This is a genomic window from Gimesia benthica, assembly GCF_009720525.1.
GTDB lineage: Bacteria > Planctomycetota > Planctomycetia > Planctomycetales > Planctomycetaceae > Gimesia > Gimesia benthica.
In genome coordinates, this window is sequence record NZ_CP043930.1 from 5,840,857 (window position 1) to 5,857,133 (window position 16,277).

The following is a 16,277-nucleotide window of genomic DNA, read 5'->3' on the forward strand; positions in this document are numbered from 1 at the left end:
CAATCAGGTCCAGATGAAATTGGAAATGCTGCGAAAATGAACACATAATCGGCCTGGTTTTTCCAGGGAGGCGACGCTGTGTTTCCTTTGAATTGCGAACTTCTGCTGCAACGAGCGTGTCGTGGAGAGGTCAGTTTATGAAATTTGTGATATGCTGATGGACCGGCTTCGCCGATTCTGTTTCTCTTCACTACAATCCTCTCGATTGTAAGTCAGCGCTCTCTTTATCGTGATCGGATTGTTCCGGATGGAAGATTCTGCCCTCAACCAGCACAACTCCACTGTGACGCCGGGGAGCCTGCGCGAACTGACTAATGTGGCAGTGCCCCTGGTGCTGAGCTGCGGGTCGCTGTCGATCATGCATGTGGTGGACCGGATCTTTCTGACCTGGTGGTCGACGGATGCGGTAGCTGCGGCGTTGCCTGCGGGCATGATCCAATGGACGATCATGTCGATCGCGATGGGAAAAGCCATGTATGTGAATACATTCGTGGCACAGTACGAGGGAGCGAATCAGAGGCAGCGGGTTTCCGAATCGGTCTGGCAGGGCGTTTACCTGGCGCTGATTTGGGGCGGTCTGCTGCTGTTAGGCGTCCCTTTCGCGGGAACCTTCTTTCACTGGATCGGCCATACGCCCGAAGTCCAGGCGCTGGAAGCAGAGTACTTTTCGATTCTATGTCTGGGATCGGGGCCCGCGCTGTTGTCGACGGTGCTCTCCTGTTTTTATACGGGGCGCAGTCAGACCATGGTGGTGATGTGGGTTAACCTGGTGAGCGTGCTCGTGAATATGTTGCTGGATTACTGGCTGATTTTCGGAGTCGGACCGATACCGGCACTGGGAATCCGCGGCGCCGCGATTGCTACGGTAGCTGCGAATGTGGTGACACTGTTGCTGTATCTGTTTATCATTCTGGCCAAGCATGAGGCCCGTCTGTATGGACTGTTCAATCACTGGCAGTTTAATCGGGAACTGTTTGTGCGTCTGATCCGTTACGGATTTCCCAACGGGCTGCTGTATTTCATCGACATCATCGGCTTCACGCTGTTTATCGTACTGGTGGGCCGGATTGGTAAGATCGAGCTGGCAGCGACGACAATTGCCTTTAACCTGAACTCGCTGGCCTTCGTGCCTATGATGGGGGTCGGGACCGCGGTGATGACCCTGGTGGGCAAGCGGATTGGTGAAGGACGTCCGCAACTGGCGGTCAGAACCACCTGGAAAGCGTTTGCGGCCTCAGCGGCGTATATGCTGCTGTTTGCAGTGATATACATCGGCTTTCCCGATCTTTTACTGCGCCCCTACGAGCCGGATGTCATTACGGAAGACTTTCTGAAGGTCAAACAGGCGACGGTGATTTTACTGCGATTTGCGGCTCTGTTCTCATTCTTCGATGCCCTGGTGGTCGTCTTTGGGTCGGCCATCCGTGGTGCCGGCGATACGCGTTTCTGTATGTTCTTCTCGCTATTGACCGGCTGGGCGGTAATGGTAATTCCTACGTTCCTGATCTGGATGTATGCGGACGCCGACGAAAAGCTGTTTGGCAGCTGGGTGGCCTGTACTTCCTATATCTCGATCATGGGAGTCGGTTATCTGATTCGGTTCCAGGCGGGACGCTGGAAAGAGATGCGGGTGATCGAAGATCATTTTACGGAGCCGAGTGCGGAAGACAGCGAACAGCCCATGCAGGGCGCTTTGACTTAACGGAATTCGCTCTCAGCGGCGGAGATTCCATTTCTCCGTCGCGTATTTTTCCGTGACCAGCTGCTGGACGCGCTCGGCGGGCAGCGCGGGTTCTCCCTGGTCTGCCTGCCAGGTGTCGATCAATGCCTGCCTGAGTTCAGCGGCTGTTGCCGGGTAGTTGGTGACGAACTCAAGGTGACTGCGGTGCGAACGGTATTCAGGTTCCCGCTCCGGGCTGGTCAGGTAGCGGGGAATCAGGTCGAGATCGAAGTCATAGAGAATCGTGCCGTGATGCAGCAGGGTGCGCGTCAGCCATCTTTGGGAATTGCCTGAGAATTTGTGGCCCTCAATCGTCAAGTCGCTGATTCCCTGCAGGTCGATGTAATGTTTCGGGAAACGCGTGTTGAAGGTACCACGGATGCGGTCCAGGATGTCACGGGTGGTGGCTTCGATGCCTGCCAGATGCTGATCCGGGGAGATCCGCAGGAACAGGGAGAAGATAAAACACCCGGGGCCGAGCAACACGGTTCCCCCGCCGGTACAACGACGGAGGACCGGAATCTGATCCCGTCGGCAGGCTTCGAGATCCACGTTACAAGACGTCTGATTCGAGCTGCCCATGATGACCGTGTACTGGTCGACTTCCCAGAGCCTCAGGCAGCCGGCGGAATCCTGTTCGTTGATCTGGTAGAGCAGGCTTTCCTCCAGCGCCAGATTTTCTTCCGGCGTGGGGAAAACGGTTTCTGAAAGCTGACAGGCCTGCGGTTGCATTTCAGAAGTTGAGGGTACGTTTATCGACGGCCAGTGCTGCTTCCTTGATGGCTTCTGCCAGGGTCGGATGGGCATGGCAGCAACGGGCGATGTCTTCGCTGCTGGCACCAAATTCCATGGCGACGGCACATTCGGCGATCAGATCCCCGGCACGCGGTCCCAGAATGTGCACGCCCAGGACGCGGTCGGTCTTGGCATCGGCCAGCATTTTGACGCGTCCTTCTGTCTGTCCCATCGCGCGGGCCCGGCCGTTGGCCAGGAAGGGGAAGGAACCTTTGCGATAATCGATCCCGGCTTCTTTGAGCTGTTCTTCGGTCTTACCGACGGCAGCGATTTCCGGGTTGGTGTAGGCGACACTCGGGATGGTGTCGTAGTTGATGTGTCCATAACCGGTGACGAGGTACTCGGCGAAGGCAACCCCTTCGTCTTCCGCTTTGTGGGCCAGCATGGCCCCGCCGATGACATCGCCGATGGCGTAAACGCCTTTAGCAGAAGTTTCGAAGTGCGAGTTCACGGGAATGAATCCCCGTTGATCGACTTCGATACCGACGTTTTCGAGTCCCAGGTTTTCGGTGTTAGGACGTCTGCCGACGGCGACCAGCACGCGATCACAGCGGATTGACTTGCTGTCAGCGATTTCCACGTCGCAGGTTTTCTTGTTGACTTTCACGCCGGTTACGCGGCAACCCAGCTGGAATTCGAGTCCCTGTTTTTCGAAGATCTTCTGTGCTTCTTTAGCGATCTCGGTATCGGTCGTGGGGAGAATCCGGTCAAGGTATTCCAGTACGGTAACCTTGGCGCCCAGGCGGTTCCAGACAGCGCCCAATTCGAGACCAATCACACCACCGCCGATCACCACCAGGTGTTTAGGGACCTCATCGTAAGCGAGGGCTTCGGTGCTGGTGCCGACTTTGTCGCCATCGAGTTCGATGCCGGGCAGAGTGGAAGGTTCGCTGCCGGTGGCGATCAGAATGTTTTTGGCGTCGAGTTCGGTCTGTTCATTGCCGTCATCGACGACTACCTTTCCCGGTGCCGTGATGGTAGCGTGACCGCTGTAGCGGGTGATTTTGTTCTTTTTGAACAGTGAGTCGATGCCGCCACCCATGGTTTTGACGGTGCGGTCTTTCTGGCTGAGCATCTTTGCCAGGTCGAGTTCGAGGTCGCCGACGTTGATGCCACGATCTTTGAAGGTGTGCTCAGCTTCGCGGTAAAGCTCGCTGGATTCCAGCAGGGCTTTACTGGGGATACAACCCACCCGCAGACAGGTGCCGCCCAGCATACGTTCTTTTTCGATACAGGCGACGTTGAGACCGAGCTGTGCAGCACGGATGGCTGCGATGTATCCTCCGGGACCAGCACCGATAATAACCAGATCGTGGTTCATTTTCTCTTTTTCCTGCAGCGACAGGAAACCTTTCCAAACCTCTTAGATGCGCGTTTTGACTGTTATCAGATTTCCATCAGCATGCGAGCGGGTTCTTCGAGTGCTTCTTTGACCCGCTTGAGGAAGACGACTGCTTCCCGGCCGTCGACGACACGATGATCGTAGGTGAGCGCGATGTACATCATGGGCCGAATCACAACCTGACCATTCACGGCGATAGGCCGTTCCTGGATGCCGTGCATACCGAGCACGCCGCTCTGCGGCGGATTGACGATCGGTGTGGAGAGCAGCGAGCCATAAACACCACCGTTGGTGATGGTGAAGGTACCGCCCTGGAGTTCATCCAGGCTGATTTTGTTAGCCCGGGCTCGCTGGCCGAAGTCGTTGATCTTGAGTTCGATTTCAGCGAAGCTGAGACGTTCTGCGTTCCGCATGACGGGAACGACCAAGCCTTTTCCACCGCCGACAGCAATTCCGATGTCGTAATAGTTGCGGAAGACCAGGTCGGTACCGCGGATCTCAGCATTGATCTGCGGGAACTGGCTCAGGCCGTCGACGACTGCTTTGACGAAGAAGGACATGAAGCCGAGCTTCACGTCGTATTTCTTGAGGAACAGGTCTTTGTATTGTGACCGCAGTTCCATGACGGAAGACATGTCGACTTCGTTGAAGGTCGTCAGCAGGGCTGCGTTGGTCTGGGCTTCGACGAGCCGTTCCGCGATCTTCTTGCGGATGGGGCTCATGGGGACGATTTCTTCTTCGCGGAAGGCACCGTTGCCGGAGGCAGCACCACCCTGGTGAGCGAGGACATCTTCTTTCAGAATCCGGCCACCTGGTCCGGTGCCGGTGACGTCTGCCGGGGAGAGTCCCTTTTCTGCCATGACGCGGGCGGCTGCCGGCATGACCCGATCATCCGAACCGCCGCCGGCGTGTGCAGGGGCTTCCGCTTTGGGGGCGGGAGCGGCGGCTGCTTTCTCGGGGCTCTTTTCGGGAGCAGGAGCGGCCTGGTCTGCAGGGCGTTCGGCTTCTTCGAGGTAGCCGATGACTTCGCCTACGGAAGCCATCTCGCCGGTTTTCTTCAGGATTTCGACGATGATCCCATCGAGGGGGGCCGGCACATCGAAGGTGGCTTTATCGGTTTCGAGCTCAACGATTTCACTGTCTTGAGCGACCCATTTGCCTTGTTCCGCATGCCAGGCACCAATCTGGACTTCGGTGATGGATTCCCCGACTGAGGGGACCTTAATTTCAACAGACATCGGACACTAATCTCCAACCGAGTCATGAGGGGAAAATTGTATTTTTCAGAGTAAATTCCGTTAATCTGGTCATTTTTGAGCAGCAATTTTGATTATGACTTGTTGAGAAAGCCAGCACAATTCCCGCACGCCGGGAAGATGATAATCGGGAAAAATTATTTGGGTTCAGGCGGGTCAACGGTAAAAAGTTGCATGAGGCTCACATGACATGAAAAAACGCTGGTCTTTTTATCGGCGTTTCAGCCAGACCAGCGTGCGGATTATTCCAGTTCAGGCATTATCGAAACAGGTGCGACAATGCGTATCAGTTGTCAGATCGGCCTGAGAATTATTTTCCCGGGAACCGGTGCCCCTGGGCCTGTGTATCGACCCGGTACAGCGAAGTGCGTGCGGTAATGAACAGGCTTGAGTTGTCTTTGCCGCCGAAAGTGACGTTGGCCGGCTTTTCCGGGACATCGATGATGCCCAGCAGTTTCCCCTCTGGTGAGAAGACCTGCAGGCCCAGACCGGTTGTGATATAAAGATTCCCGTTGGTATCGATGGTCAGGCCATCACCTCCACTGCCCGGTTCTTTGTAGCCTTCGGCCTGCTTCAGCGTGCAGAATACGCGGCCTTTGCCAATTTTGCCGGGAGCGGTCACGGGGTACGCCATCATCTCCTTCTGCATACTGGGGATGATATATAGCGTTTTTTCATCCGGAGAGAGAATCACGCCGTTAGGGGCTTTGATATCGTCGATGATCCGACTCACCTTGCCGTCAGCGGAACGATAGTAGACGGCGACGGTTCCCTGTGGCAGGGGTTCGGGGGCGCGGAAATGCGGGTCGGTGAAGTAGATACCACCTGTACTGTCTACCACGACATCATTCGGTGCGTTGAAGCGTTTGCCTTCATATTCGGAGACCAGCGGCGTCACTTTCTTGTTTTTCAGATTAATGCTGACCAGGCGGCCATCCATTTCACAGGCCAGCAGTTTGCCGGAGCCATCGAGCATCAGGCCGTTGCAGTGATTGGAGGGTTCCAGAAAGACGCTGAGTTTGCCATCGGTATCGACTTTGTAGATCCGGTTGGCGGGGATATCGGTGAAGTAGAGGTTGCCTTTGAGGTCGAAGGCGGGACCTTCGGTGAATTTGAAATCAGAAAAGACTTTGACGGGGTCGCTTACCGGACCGACGCCGGGGATCGGATCGGCCTGCAGAGGGGCTGCGGTGATGATCAACGCGAGCAGAGCGGCGGACCAGTTCAGTATGTTTCTCATGTAAGGCTCCTTGGAGTTTGTGGTCAGCGTGATTTGGGTAAAACGCGGTCTACTGATATTAGAGTCGGTCCGGGCTGTAAAATTCAACCAACTTAAGAAACTGAATGCGTTATCAGTAGAAATCGGGCTGCAGTTGAGGGACACTGGCTGTGGAAAACTACAAAAAAATTCAGCGCGAGAGTATTCAAAAGCGGGCTCGAGAAAAGGTTATTTTTTGATGGATGTCGTCCAGCTGTTAAAACAACTGATTGCCATTCCCAGCGTGAATCCCATGGGCCGCGCTGTTTCCGGTGATATCTATTTTGAAGGCAGACTGACCCAGTTCCTGTGTGACTATTTCGAAGAACTGGGAGTCGAATACGAATCAATCGAAGTGGTTCCCGGGCGGAATAATGTGATCGCCCGCACGCCGGTTAAAGAGGGTGTGCCCACGATTCTGATGGACGTGCACCAGGATACGGTTCCCGCGGAAGGGATGATCGTCCCCCCCTTTGAAGGGACCGAGAAAGACGGCCGGATTTACGGTCGCGGTGCCTGTGATGTCAAGGGCAGCATGGCGGCGATGCTGATGGCCTTCACGCGGCTCATTAAAGACAATCCTCCCGATGCGGCGAATGTAATTCTCTCCTGTACCTGCGATGAAGAAGCAACCGTGCAGGGCATCAATCACCTGGTGCAGCTCTGGGAGAATCCCAGTGGACTGAGCCAGATTCTGACCACGCCCCCCGATCTGGGACTCGTGGCCGAACCGACGATGCTGGATATCGTGGTGGCTCATCGGGGCGCGACCCGCTGGAAAATCAAGACGACCGGAAAGGCCTGTCACAGCTCACAACCCAATGATGGCGTGAATGCCATCTACCGGATGGCCGATGTGATCAAGGCGCTGCAGGTCTACGCGGATGAGCTGACGAAACGGGAAGCACATCCATTATGCGGTCCACCGACCTTGAGTGTCGGCGTGATCGAAGGGGGCGACAGCGTCAATATTGTGCCGGACTGGTGCACAATTGAAATTGACCGCCGCGTCATTCCTGGCGAAGACGGCATCGATGTGATGAACCAGGTGGAAGACTACCTCAAAGAACAGCTGCCTTTTGAGTTCGAAATGCTGCCGCCGTGGATTACCGGCGTTTCTCTCTCCGATCACAATAATGGTGCATGGAGCGATCAACTGCTGAAGGTGATCGACACCATGGAGCCCGGTCACAAAAAAGTGGGCGTCCCCTATGGTACACACGCAGCCCGTGTGAATCAGAGCGGTGTGCCTTCAATGGTCTTCGGCCCCGGTTCTATCGCCCAGGCTCACACGGTGGATGAGTGGGTCGAAATCGATGAGCTCGTGAAATCGGAAGAGGTATATTACCAGTTCTGTGCCAACGCGGGACGGGCTGTTTAACAGTCCGTCTGTGCTTACTTCAACTGGCGTAGGGTGCGGACCCATGTGTCCGCCCGCCTGGTGAAGTACGATTGGTGTCCGCTTTCAATGGCCTCTGAATAATCAGGGTGGTACCGGATAAAATCCGGTATTGCCGCAGGCAACAGGAGGTCGCGGTGCAGACGATGTGAAGTGTGCGAGCGCCTCAAGCCCGCTTATTCGAACGAATGGGTTTCTCTGTTGTGAATTGATCCCGTAGGCTGGGACCCTCCTGCTCGCTGCGCTCGCCCCGAATTGCATTCGGGCTCCCCCCCTCGTGATTTCTTTTCAAAAAACTGCTTGACAGTGTATACCTAGAGCGGCTATATATTGGATATGTAGTCATCCTAGGTATGGGAGAAAGAAAGATGAATCCTCAGTTATTTGCAGGCACGCTGGAGATGCTCATTCTGGAACTGGTTTCCGAGGGGCCCACGTATGGTTACGAAATTACGCAACAGGTGACGAATCGATCGGCTCAGGAGTTTGAGCTGAAAGAGGGGAGCCTGTATCCAGCGTTGCACAAGTTGCAGCGGAAGAAGCTGCTGAAATCATTCTGGCGTGAAGTCGATGGTCGTCGGCGCAAGTATTACGAGCTGACGACGCAGGGGCAGAAGGTTCTGAACGAGAAGCGTCAGGAGTGGAAACAGTTCTCATCCGCCGTAGACCGGATTCTGGGAGCAGAAAGTGGCCTGGCCTGAGCTTAGTATCGAAGACTTTCCGCCGCGACGCGATGATGAACCGTCGTCGCTCCGGCAGGATATTATCGACGAACTCAGCGACCATTTTGCGTGTGCTCTGAATCGGGAGCTGTTGAAAAATCCGAATGAAAAGATCGCCAGACAGCGTGTGTTGAATCAGTTTGGCGATCCAATCAAAATTGCCCGCCAGCTCTGGCTGGAAGCGATGAAGGAGAGAATTATGTCACAACGAATTCTGACGGGAGTTTCAGTGGTGATGGCCGCCTGCGGCTTCATCGTCGTCGGACTGGTCTGGTCCATGATGAAGGAGAGCCAGGCTTTCAATTCCCGGATGATCGCCCAGATGGAAGAATTTGCAGATCGACCTGTTCCCGAAGTTCGGACTGATTCTGCTACCGGTGAAATGAACCAGGTTTCTTTCCAGCTGTTTCAAGGGAAAGCAGGGGGAACACCAGCGGTCGGCTTTGAGGGGAAGTTAACTAAAATCGGGGATAACACGGATTCTTTCACACTCACTGAAAAGAGTAATGCTGAGGGAAAACTGGATTTTGGAAAGCTGCCCTGGGGAGGATATTCGTTAAACGTCACCGCACCCTGGGGAGAAGCTTATCACAAGTCTTTGACGGTATTGCCGGGTCGGAATTATTCCCAGAGCATCGTCTGTCCTGATATGGCTCCTGTGGAAGTCCCGGTCCGGTTTGAGGTGCAATGGCCTGAAGAGTTGAAGTCAGATGACTGGCTGTTGCTGTGTGACTTTCGTCCGCGATCAATTGACAGAGGCGCATCTGCATTGTCCCGTAATATTGGAACCGAGCTTTGGACCAGACCGTACCCCAATCCGTTGGACGGAACATGGGATTATCCGATGGTCTGTCTGATCAATCATGAGAACCAGGTCTTCCGTTGTCCGTTGGATCAAAATCGGATGTTCAAAAAGATCGATTATGGGGAGTTAGAAGCCAGACAAACGATTAACATGATTGAAGGAGATCAGTATTTTCTGCCGGTGATGTATCTGCTCAGGAAAAAGGAGTTGGCACATCTACCCGACTTAGAGAGCGATATCCCGTTTTCTATACTTAACAGTAAAAGAACGCAATTGTCTCTTTTTAATCCTGCGAGAATCAATCTCTCTAACAGTAACTTTGGCGGTCCAGCGAATTACAAGCCGACAAGACTCATTGTTCCTTTTGGAATGTCAGCTTCAGTGACTGGACTTGTAGAAGATGGTGCAGCTACAGGTTACGCCAGAGGAATTCAATTACCAGAGCTGCTTAAATTTACTGCAGCCCCAGACCGGAAAAATGTCTGGAAAATAGATCTGCCGAAACTGAATCAACTGGTAGTTCCAGAGGGCGTCGAAACGGTTAACGAAAATGGTTCAGGCAGGGGCTTCTTCTAAGCTGGTTGTCACTGTTGCCAATAACATCAGAGGGGAACCACATGACCTGGCCTGAGCTCAGCATTGACGATTTTCCGCCGCGACGGGATGACGAACCGTCGTCGCTCCGGCAGGATATTATCGACGAACTCAGCGACCATTTTGCATGTGCTTTAAATCGGGAGCTGTTGAAAAATCCGAATGAAAAGATCGCCAGACAGCGTGTGTTAAATCAGTTCGGCGATCCAATCAAAATTGCCCGCCAGCTCTGGCTGGAAGCGATGAAGGAGAGAATCATGTCACAACGTATTCTTGTCGGCGTTTCCGCGGTGATGGCGGTCTGCTGTATTGCCGTGGTGGGGATTGCCTGGTCGATGATGAAACAGAATGAAAACCTGAATCTGAAAATGCTGGAGCAGTTGACGGCGTTGGCGAATCGACCGCAGCCTGATACAGGGGCGGAAGTCGATCAGCATATTCTGAAACAATTGGAAAAGTTAAACGAGAGGCAGACCGGTCAGGCGGGGGCAATATCGGATCTATTGAGCCCTATTACATTCGAACTTGTGCAGGAGGGAGCAGGTGGAACGCCGGCAAGAGGGTTTACAGGAACATTGCTGAAACGCGGTAGTCAGACCGACACGTTCAAGGTTGAGGCAGTCAGTGATGAAACGGGAACACTCAATTTTAAACGGCTGCCCTGGGGGCAATATCAGTTATCATTAACGGCTCCCTGGGGAGAGACACTCAAATCAAGAATGATCTCCACGATCCCTGGACGTCCGTATCAGGATACGATTGTCTGCCCCGCTCACTCGCCGCCTGAAGTTTCTGTCTCATTTGCAGTAGAAAGACCCAGGCAGAGTGAACAGCAGTCGGACTACCTGCTATGCGATTTCCGAAACCGGAATTTTTCCGGGGAGCAGGATACATTCAGTCTGGTCACCCCACGAGACGTCAACGGTTCCAACTGGTATTTCTCTCATGACCTGGCCGATCACCCTGCGCAGGGCGTCTACCTGATTGATTTAAATACGAATCAGGTTATGAATTGCCCACTGGATGAGCAGGGGCTGTTTGTCGATCTGAATCAGGAACAACTGAAAGCGAATGACTCGGTCAAAATGGCTGAGGGGATATACGGGGATCCTGCCTGTTATCTGTTACAGAAAGAGGACCTGACGAAACTGTCTGAGCTCAATCTGCTGGACAACTTTGGTGTCGTCTATTTCGATTTCAATAATTCCAACGATATGAGAATTCTGGTCGCCCGCAATGCAGGTTCAAGGATGCTGATCCGCCCCTTCGGGACGCTGAAAATGGAACCGCAGACAAGAAAGTCGATAGAACAGAGACACGGTATCGTGAAGAACAGCCTGAAAGGAGTCAAGTTCCCGGATGCGATTCGCTTTGCGGCGTCAGAAGCACAGGCGAACCTGTGGGAAATCACGATCCCCAACCTGTTCCCGATTACTCGGGAATCCGGTTCATTGAGTAGTGTCCGGTGACTGGGAAGAGTTTTTCGTCTCCGGTGCCGATCTGCTGGCAGTTGACTTCGTAGACGAATTTTTCCTTGAGTTCGTTGACCTTGAGGCGGACCGTTTTGTGATCGTCGGAGAGGGTGACTCCTTCGACTTCCACTTTGTACCGGCCGCTGTCGGGGCTGGCGTAGCTGCCGCTCCAGACGCGCGTGTAGCCGGCGATGGTGTAGGCCTCTTTATCGGCGGCTTTTTTCGCATCAACGGGGGAGAAGAATTCGAGTTCAAAGCCGTCGGCAGTCGCACGGAGTTCCTTGATGCCGTTCGGCAGATTGCCGTTCGGAGTTAGCTTGACGATCGAACCGGTGTTGCGTCCGCCCAGCCAGCCGCTGTCGTGGATGGAACCGACGTAGATATCCCCCTGGGGGCTGACGGCGACCGACATCGGTCCGGTGAAGTTGAACTCATCAGGAGGGATATCGGCGCGGGTGAAGTAGTAGGTGGCTCCCTGAACGGAGTCGCCGACTTTCTGTTGCGTAAAGCGGATCAGGAAGCGGTTGTTGTATTCGCAGCCCAGTCCATGGTCGAACAGGCTGGCGTAGGAGAACTGCTTCGGAATACAGGTCAGACCGTTCACACTGCGGGTCCAGGGGTGAGGAACCTGGATCGCGGCACGGGTTTCTTCGAGGTTTTCCTTGTTCCGCAGGTCGGACTGGCTGGGAACGCCGTACGCTTTGCCGGGGATCAGGAAGTTGATTTCGTTGAAGGTATTCTGCACGCCCTGCTGGTCGGAGATAAAGATTTCATCTTTGGAGTTGATGGCGAGGCCCGTGGGGTAGCGGAAGGCGTGCCCCAGGACTTCGATGTTGCCGTTATAGGTGATCTTGAGGATCTTGCCCCGCCAGTGAATCTGATCGTCGGGGCGTTTCATCTGGGCGTAATCGCTGCCCAGACCGATGTAGAGATTGCCTTTGCTGTCGCGAATACAGCCGGAGGCCCAGTCGTGGTAGTTGTCGTTGAAGCCCCAACCGGAGGCGACGATGGTCCGTTTGTCGGCGCGACCGTCTCCATCGGTATCGGAAAGCCGGAGGACTTCGGGTTTGTGTGAAACGATAATGTCGCTGCCATCCGCGACGATGCCGAACGGAGCGGAGAGGCCTTCTTCGAAGAGGGTCATCTCATCTTCCACGCCGTCGCCGTTGGTGTCTTTCGCGAGATAGACGTCCCCTTTGAGAGAGGTGAAGATCAGCGTTCCATCGTTGCGCCAGGCCATCGCGGTTGGCATGATGCCCCGATCGAGGGGGAGTCGCACGCCGTCGAAGCCGGGAGCGCTGGTAACTTTTTCCAGCGTCTGGTTGGGTTCGGGTTTGATTTTGACGTCGAGGCCGTCGACTTTGAGTTCGCAGAGGTAGTTGAGTGTCAGCGCAACGCGGTCCTGTTTTCCGCCGGTCGCTTTGATATATTCGTGCGAATAATTATCGGAGATGTGCAGCCACTTCTCATCGGGGCGGGTGAGATCGCTGATGGTCGGGCTGCCGATACTTTTCGAGAAGCGGGGACGACCGACGTAAAGATCATAACCGGTGGGCAGGTTCGTGGCTTTAATGTCCCGTTGCCAGCCGGATCCCTTGTCCTGTCCGCGGAGCGGCTCGAAGGTTTCGGTGACGGCGACCGTCTGGATCTGGTCACCGATTTTGAAATTGAGTTCGTAGTTGAGCGTGATCCGGTTACCCTGCGAGTCATAGCTGCGGAGGGTGCCGGCACTGCCGTTTTCGAGATGCGGGTAGACGACCTGCAGCGGTTCCTTGCCGGCTTTGGCGAGGACGAATTCGAATCCGCGGTTATAGCCGGTGACAATCGGTGTGCCTGCCATGTCCCAGTACCAGCTTTTGCCTTCGGTGCGCTGGCGGGCCAGATCGCCGAGCGTCCATTGGACAAGCGAGAACTGATCGAGGTCGAACAGCATGTTATGGCCGTTGTCAAAGCCGACTGCAAAGGCGCGGGGCACGTATCCGCCGCCGGTCTCTTTGGGATTGGTGAAGACATCGCGGACGATCCGTGCGGGCTCGCCGGCAGCGACGGTAAAGAACTGTTCCACGACGGAGGGGTTCGTGGGCACTTTGAATTGAGGATCATTCAAGCCAAGCCAGATGGCGTCCAGCTGACGGTTGATGTCACCGCCCAGGACTTTGGGGACGCTCTTCTTGAGGGCGGGCATTTCCATGCCGGGGACGATACGCAGCGGGTTGTGGACCCAGCGGAGGAAGTATTCTTTCCGCATGCGTTTGCCCAGCATGAGCAGGTTCGAACCGCGGGTTCCCAGGGCCACGTTGCGGGGTTTGTAGTCGCCCAGTTCGTGACAGGAGATACAGCTGAAGCCTTTGGCGCCGGTGATGGTCTGACCGGCGATCAGGAGTTGTGCACGGTCCTTTTCTAACGATTCGACCATGAATCCGGGCTGCCGGGGGCCATCGTCGGGAACACGGTCGTGCGAGACCAGGTAGCCGAGCAGGGCCTGTTTGTCGGCCTCGGTATGTTCGAAACGGGGCATGCGAACGCGGAGCCAGGGCATGCGGAGCGTCTTCTGTTGACCGCTGACCGCTTCGGCCAGGGCTTCATGTTTGAGTTTATCGCCGACTGCAGTCAGGGCGGGGGGAATCATGGCTTCGCTCTGTCCGGCCAGGGCAGGATCGAACTTGGCCATCTGACCGGCGATCTGGGTGATGCCTTCGTGCCGGTCCCGTTCGTGACAATAGATGCAGTTCCGCTGTTCGAGAACGTAGCGACCGCGATCGAATTCATTCTCCGGCGAGGGAGAATTATAGCTGGCGGCGAGATAGGCTTTGACGGCGTCACGATCGATGGTGCGGTAAGCGGGGCGTCCCTGTTTGAGATCGGGTGTTTCGGCCAGGCAGCTGTTGTTCCAGTTGGTGACCGGTTTGGTGAGATCGGAAATCTGCAGGTTCGGTTTTTCGATGCCGGGGATCGTGTGGCAGGCGGCGCAGCGGGCCTGGGCGATCAGTTTCTGACCCGCGGCGATGCTTTGTTTATCGCTGGTCGGTTTTTGGCCCGTGGACAGCTTGGCCTGTTTGAGGGCCGCGAGGGCGTATGCGAGCTGTCGGCGTTCGTCGGTACTGAGTTTGACGACCGGCATGCGATGATCTTTGTTGAGCTTCGCGGGATCGGAGAGCCAGTTGAAGAGCCAGGTTTCGTTACGTTTATCGCCGATGCTGCTCAAGTCGCCGCCACTGAAGGGCTGCTGATTGCCTTTGCCGTCAATGGTGTGGCAGGCCAGACAGCCGACTGAATGCATCAGGATTTCGCCGGCCCGCTGTTCTTCATCGCGGGTGGGCGCTTTCTTTGTTTTTTATCTTTCTTCGGAGCCGGAATCTTTTTCAGCGACGCGTTTTTCGCATTCGCATAAAGATAGGCGGCGATGGATTCGGCTTCTTGCTGGTTGAAGCCGAAGAAAGGCATTTTGGCATGGGCAGCGATGGCATCGTCGTTTTGAATTTTGCGGACGAGCCATTCGGGATTGAGGGCGGTGGTGACGTGCGTCAGATCGGGGGCAGCGGGGCTGGTGGCCTGACCTGAGCGCTGGTGACAGCGGTTGCAGCGATGCGCGTCGAAGTGCGTGCGTCCCCGCCAGATCTGTGCGACCTCGGGGCTGCCTGCTTCCCGGTAAAGAATGTTGGACTGAATCGGTTCGAGACCAAACAGGTTCGAAGACCAGAACAGTTGCAGGCGGGCCTCGGGAGCCGTTTTTTTATAGGAGACCTGCAGTTCGAATTCGCCGAAGTTCTGCTCGTATTTGGGACCGACAATCCAGCCGGGTGTTTCGCGTTTGCCTTCCAGGACGGTCTTTCCGTCGATTTCAACTTTGACTTCGCCGACGAGGTACGCGGAGAGCTGATATTCGCCGGGTTGCTTGACCAGGATCAGACTGGTCCAGTCAGCAGTGAAGTTTCCATCTGGCAGTTGTGGCAGCGGCGCCTGTTTGCCCCAGTCGAAGGCGATATCCGCATCGATCCGTTGAATCTCTTTTCCGCCGGCTTTGTAGGTGGCCAGCAACCCGGGCGGGTAGTCGTCTTCTTCGGGATCAATTTCTTCTGCGACCAGACGTGTCTGACTGAGCGAGCAGAAAAAGATGAGGGATAGAAATGCCAACAGGGGCAGAATGCCCCTGATCCAGGATGAAGGGATGCGCTGGCTGAGCTTCATGTTTTCAGATAATTCAATGGGGCAGAGGGTTTGTTAAGAACCCGAATTAAGTCGCGGGTGAAATAAAAAAATCAGCCATTCGTTATTGTTCGAATGGCTTTTCATCTTTGGCGCTGGCACCGAATGAGGTACGGAGTGCGTCTGCAGCTTCCGCGACAGTTTTGTCGGGACCAGTCAGCTTGAGGAAGTAGTACGCTTTCCCTTCAACGGCGAGGATGACACCCAGCATGCGGGAGTTGGGAACAGCTTCGGTTTTACGTAGAATTGGCGGACCGATGGATTTGTTGTAGGTTCCCGAGATATCAACGAAGACATACTTGCCTTGTTCTGATTCACCCTGAGTGACTTTCGCTTTGCGACCATCGCTGTTGAACTGACCAATCCAGCGGGAGACGTTGGCTGCGATACCACCGCCGGTTCCACCGAAGGATGAGATCACCAGCTCAGCAGGTTCTTTGTCCCCTTTGACGGCGGGGATTTCGAACTGAGCCAGACGGAGTCGGTTGGATGGTGGTGCATTTTTCCAGTCGGCGGGCACTTTGAGAGTGATGTCGTTGACTTTGACTTCGTTGGTTTTTTCGGAAGTCTCGGCTGCATCGGCTGTGCAGGCGTAGATCGCCAGACAAATTCCCAGGACGGAATATAACACTCTGCGGTAGGTGGTGGGTGAAATCATAAAATTCCTCAGATTGAATTAAGGAGCTTGAGCTTACGACGTTGTTAATT

At 54.9% G+C, this 16,277-nt stretch carries 12 protein-coding genes; 5 read left to right on the top strand and 7 right to left on the bottom strand.

The features are described 5' to 3' along the window. The first annotated feature begins 247 nt into the window (after window positions 1–247). A complete protein-coding gene (locus tag F1728_RS22695) occupies window positions 248–1,702 on the top strand; it encodes an MATE family efflux transporter (protein WP_155365981.1) in 1,455 nt (484 codons plus the stop codon). A 12-nt stretch (window positions 1,703–1,714) separates the two neighbouring features. Here the strand turns inward: F1728_RS22695 and F1728_RS22700 are convergent, their stop codons facing one another. The 4 genes from F1728_RS22700 to F1728_RS22715 form a co-directional block, all read right to left on the bottom strand. Further along, the gene (locus tag F1728_RS22700) at window positions 1,715–2,452 is read right to left on the bottom strand and encodes a lipoate--protein ligase family protein (RefSeq protein ID WP_194242476.1); all 738 of its coding nucleotides are present in this window, start codon (window positions 2,450–2,452) and stop codon (window positions 1,715–1,717) included. Window position 2,453: 1 nt separating this feature from the next. Next, entirely contained in the window at window positions 2,454–3,836 is a 1,383-nt protein-coding gene (gene lpdA, locus F1728_RS22705) for a dihydrolipoyl dehydrogenase (protein ID WP_155365983.1), read from the bottom strand. A 65-nt stretch (window positions 3,837–3,901) separates the two neighbouring features. Then, window positions 3,902–5,095 carry a 2-oxoglutarate dehydrogenase complex dihydrolipoyllysine-residue succinyltransferase gene (odhB, locus tag F1728_RS22710; RefSeq protein WP_155365984.1) on the bottom strand — a complete coding sequence of 398 codons (1,194 nt, stop codon included), beginning with the start codon at window positions 5,093–5,095 and terminating at the stop codon, window positions 3,902–3,904. Between the two features lie 328 nt (window positions 5,096–5,423). Then, window positions 5,424–6,353 (bottom strand): SMP-30/gluconolactonase/LRE family protein, encoded by a 930-nt coding sequence (locus tag F1728_RS22715; protein WP_155365985.1) that lies wholly within the window; start codon window positions 6,351–6,353, stop codon window positions 5,424–5,426. 217 nt (window positions 6,354–6,570) lie between these two features. On the opposite strand from F1728_RS22715, the gene F1728_RS22720 reads away from it, so the two are divergent. The 4 genes from F1728_RS22720 (at window position 6,571) to F1728_RS22735 (ending at window position 11,360) form a co-directional block, all read left to right on the top strand. Further along, window positions 6,571–7,752: a M20 family metallopeptidase gene (locus F1728_RS22720; protein WP_155365986.1), complete on the top strand. Its 1,182-nt coding sequence runs from the start codon at window positions 6,571–6,573 to the stop codon at window positions 7,750–7,752. 386 nt (window positions 7,753–8,138) lie between these two features. Then, the gene (locus tag F1728_RS22725) at window positions 8,139–8,471 is read left to right on the top strand and encodes a PadR family transcriptional regulator (RefSeq protein ID WP_145042579.1); all 333 of its coding nucleotides are present in this window, start codon (window positions 8,139–8,141) and stop codon (window positions 8,469–8,471) included. Between the two features lie 112 nt (window positions 8,472–8,583). Further along, complete coding sequence (locus F1728_RS22730) at window positions 8,584–9,873, top strand: hypothetical protein (protein WP_155365987.1); 1,290 nt, start codon at window positions 8,584–8,586, stop codon at window positions 9,871–9,873. A gap of 41 nt (window positions 9,874–9,914) precedes the next feature. Then, window positions 9,915–11,360, top strand: coding sequence for a hypothetical protein (locus F1728_RS22735; RefSeq protein WP_155365988.1), 1,446 nt, complete (start codon window positions 9,915–9,917; stop codon window positions 11,358–11,360). Here F1728_RS22735 and F1728_RS22740 read toward each other — a convergent pair. From F1728_RS22740 to F1728_RS22750, 3 genes are all read right to left on the bottom strand, one after another. Next, window positions 11,323–14,643: a DUF7133 domain-containing protein gene (locus F1728_RS22740; RefSeq protein ID WP_155365989.1), complete on the bottom strand. Its 3,321-nt coding sequence runs from the start codon at window positions 14,641–14,643 to the stop codon at window positions 11,323–11,325. The genes F1728_RS22735 and F1728_RS22740 overlap by 38 nt on opposite strands. Further along, window positions 14,643–15,551 carry a PA14 domain-containing protein gene (locus F1728_RS22745; RefSeq protein WP_155365990.1) on the bottom strand — a complete coding sequence of 303 codons (909 nt, stop codon included), beginning with the start codon at window positions 15,549–15,551 and terminating at the stop codon, window positions 14,643–14,645. The genes F1728_RS22740 and F1728_RS22745 overlap by 1 nt, the downstream gene beginning before the upstream one ends. An 82-nt stretch (window positions 15,552–15,633) precedes the next feature. After that, window positions 15,634–16,227 (bottom strand): hypothetical protein, encoded by a 594-nt coding sequence (locus tag F1728_RS22750; RefSeq protein WP_145042567.1) that lies wholly within the window; start codon window positions 16,225–16,227, stop codon window positions 15,634–15,636. Window positions 16,228–16,277: the final 50 nt, after the last annotated feature.

Excerpts from the sequence above, each read along its gene's own strand:
- F1728_RS22695 (WP_155365981.1), top strand. The coding sequence starts at position 248 with ATGGAAGATTCTGCCCTCAACCAGCACAACTCCACTGTGACGCCGGGG.
- F1728_RS22700 (WP_194242476.1), bottom strand. The coding sequence starts at position 2,452 with ATGCAACCGCAGGCCTGTCAGCTTTCAGAAACCGTTTTCCCCACGCCG.
- lpdA (WP_155365983.1), bottom strand. The coding sequence starts at position 3,836 with ATGAACCACGATCTGGTTATTATCGGTGCTGGTCCCGGAGGATACATC.
- odhB (WP_155365984.1), bottom strand. The coding sequence starts at position 5,095 with ATGTCTGTTGAAATTAAGGTCCCCTCAGTCGGGGAATCCATCACCGAA.
- F1728_RS22715 (WP_155365985.1), bottom strand. The coding sequence starts at position 6,353 with ATGAGAAACATACTGAACTGGTCCGCCGCTCTGCTCGCGTTGATCATC.
- F1728_RS22720 (WP_155365986.1), top strand. The coding sequence starts at position 6,571 with ATGGATGTCGTCCAGCTGTTAAAACAACTGATTGCCATTCCCAGCGTG.
- F1728_RS22725 (WP_145042579.1), top strand. The coding sequence starts at position 8,139 with ATGAATCCTCAGTTATTTGCAGGCACGCTGGAGATGCTCATTCTGGAA.
- F1728_RS22735 (WP_155365988.1), top strand. The coding sequence starts at position 9,915 with ATGACCTGGCCTGAGCTCAGCATTGACGATTTTCCGCCGCGACGGGAT.
- F1728_RS22740 (WP_155365989.1), bottom strand. The coding sequence starts at position 14,643 with ATGCATTCAGTCGGCTGTCTGGCCTGCCACACCATTGACGGCAAAGGC.
- F1728_RS22745 (WP_155365990.1), bottom strand. The coding sequence starts at position 15,551 with ATGAAGCTCAGCCAGCGCATCCCTTCATCCTGGATCAGGGGCATTCTG.
- F1728_RS22750 (WP_145042567.1), bottom strand. The coding sequence starts at position 16,227 with ATGATTTCACCCACCACCTACCGCAGAGTGTTATATTCCGTCCTGGGA.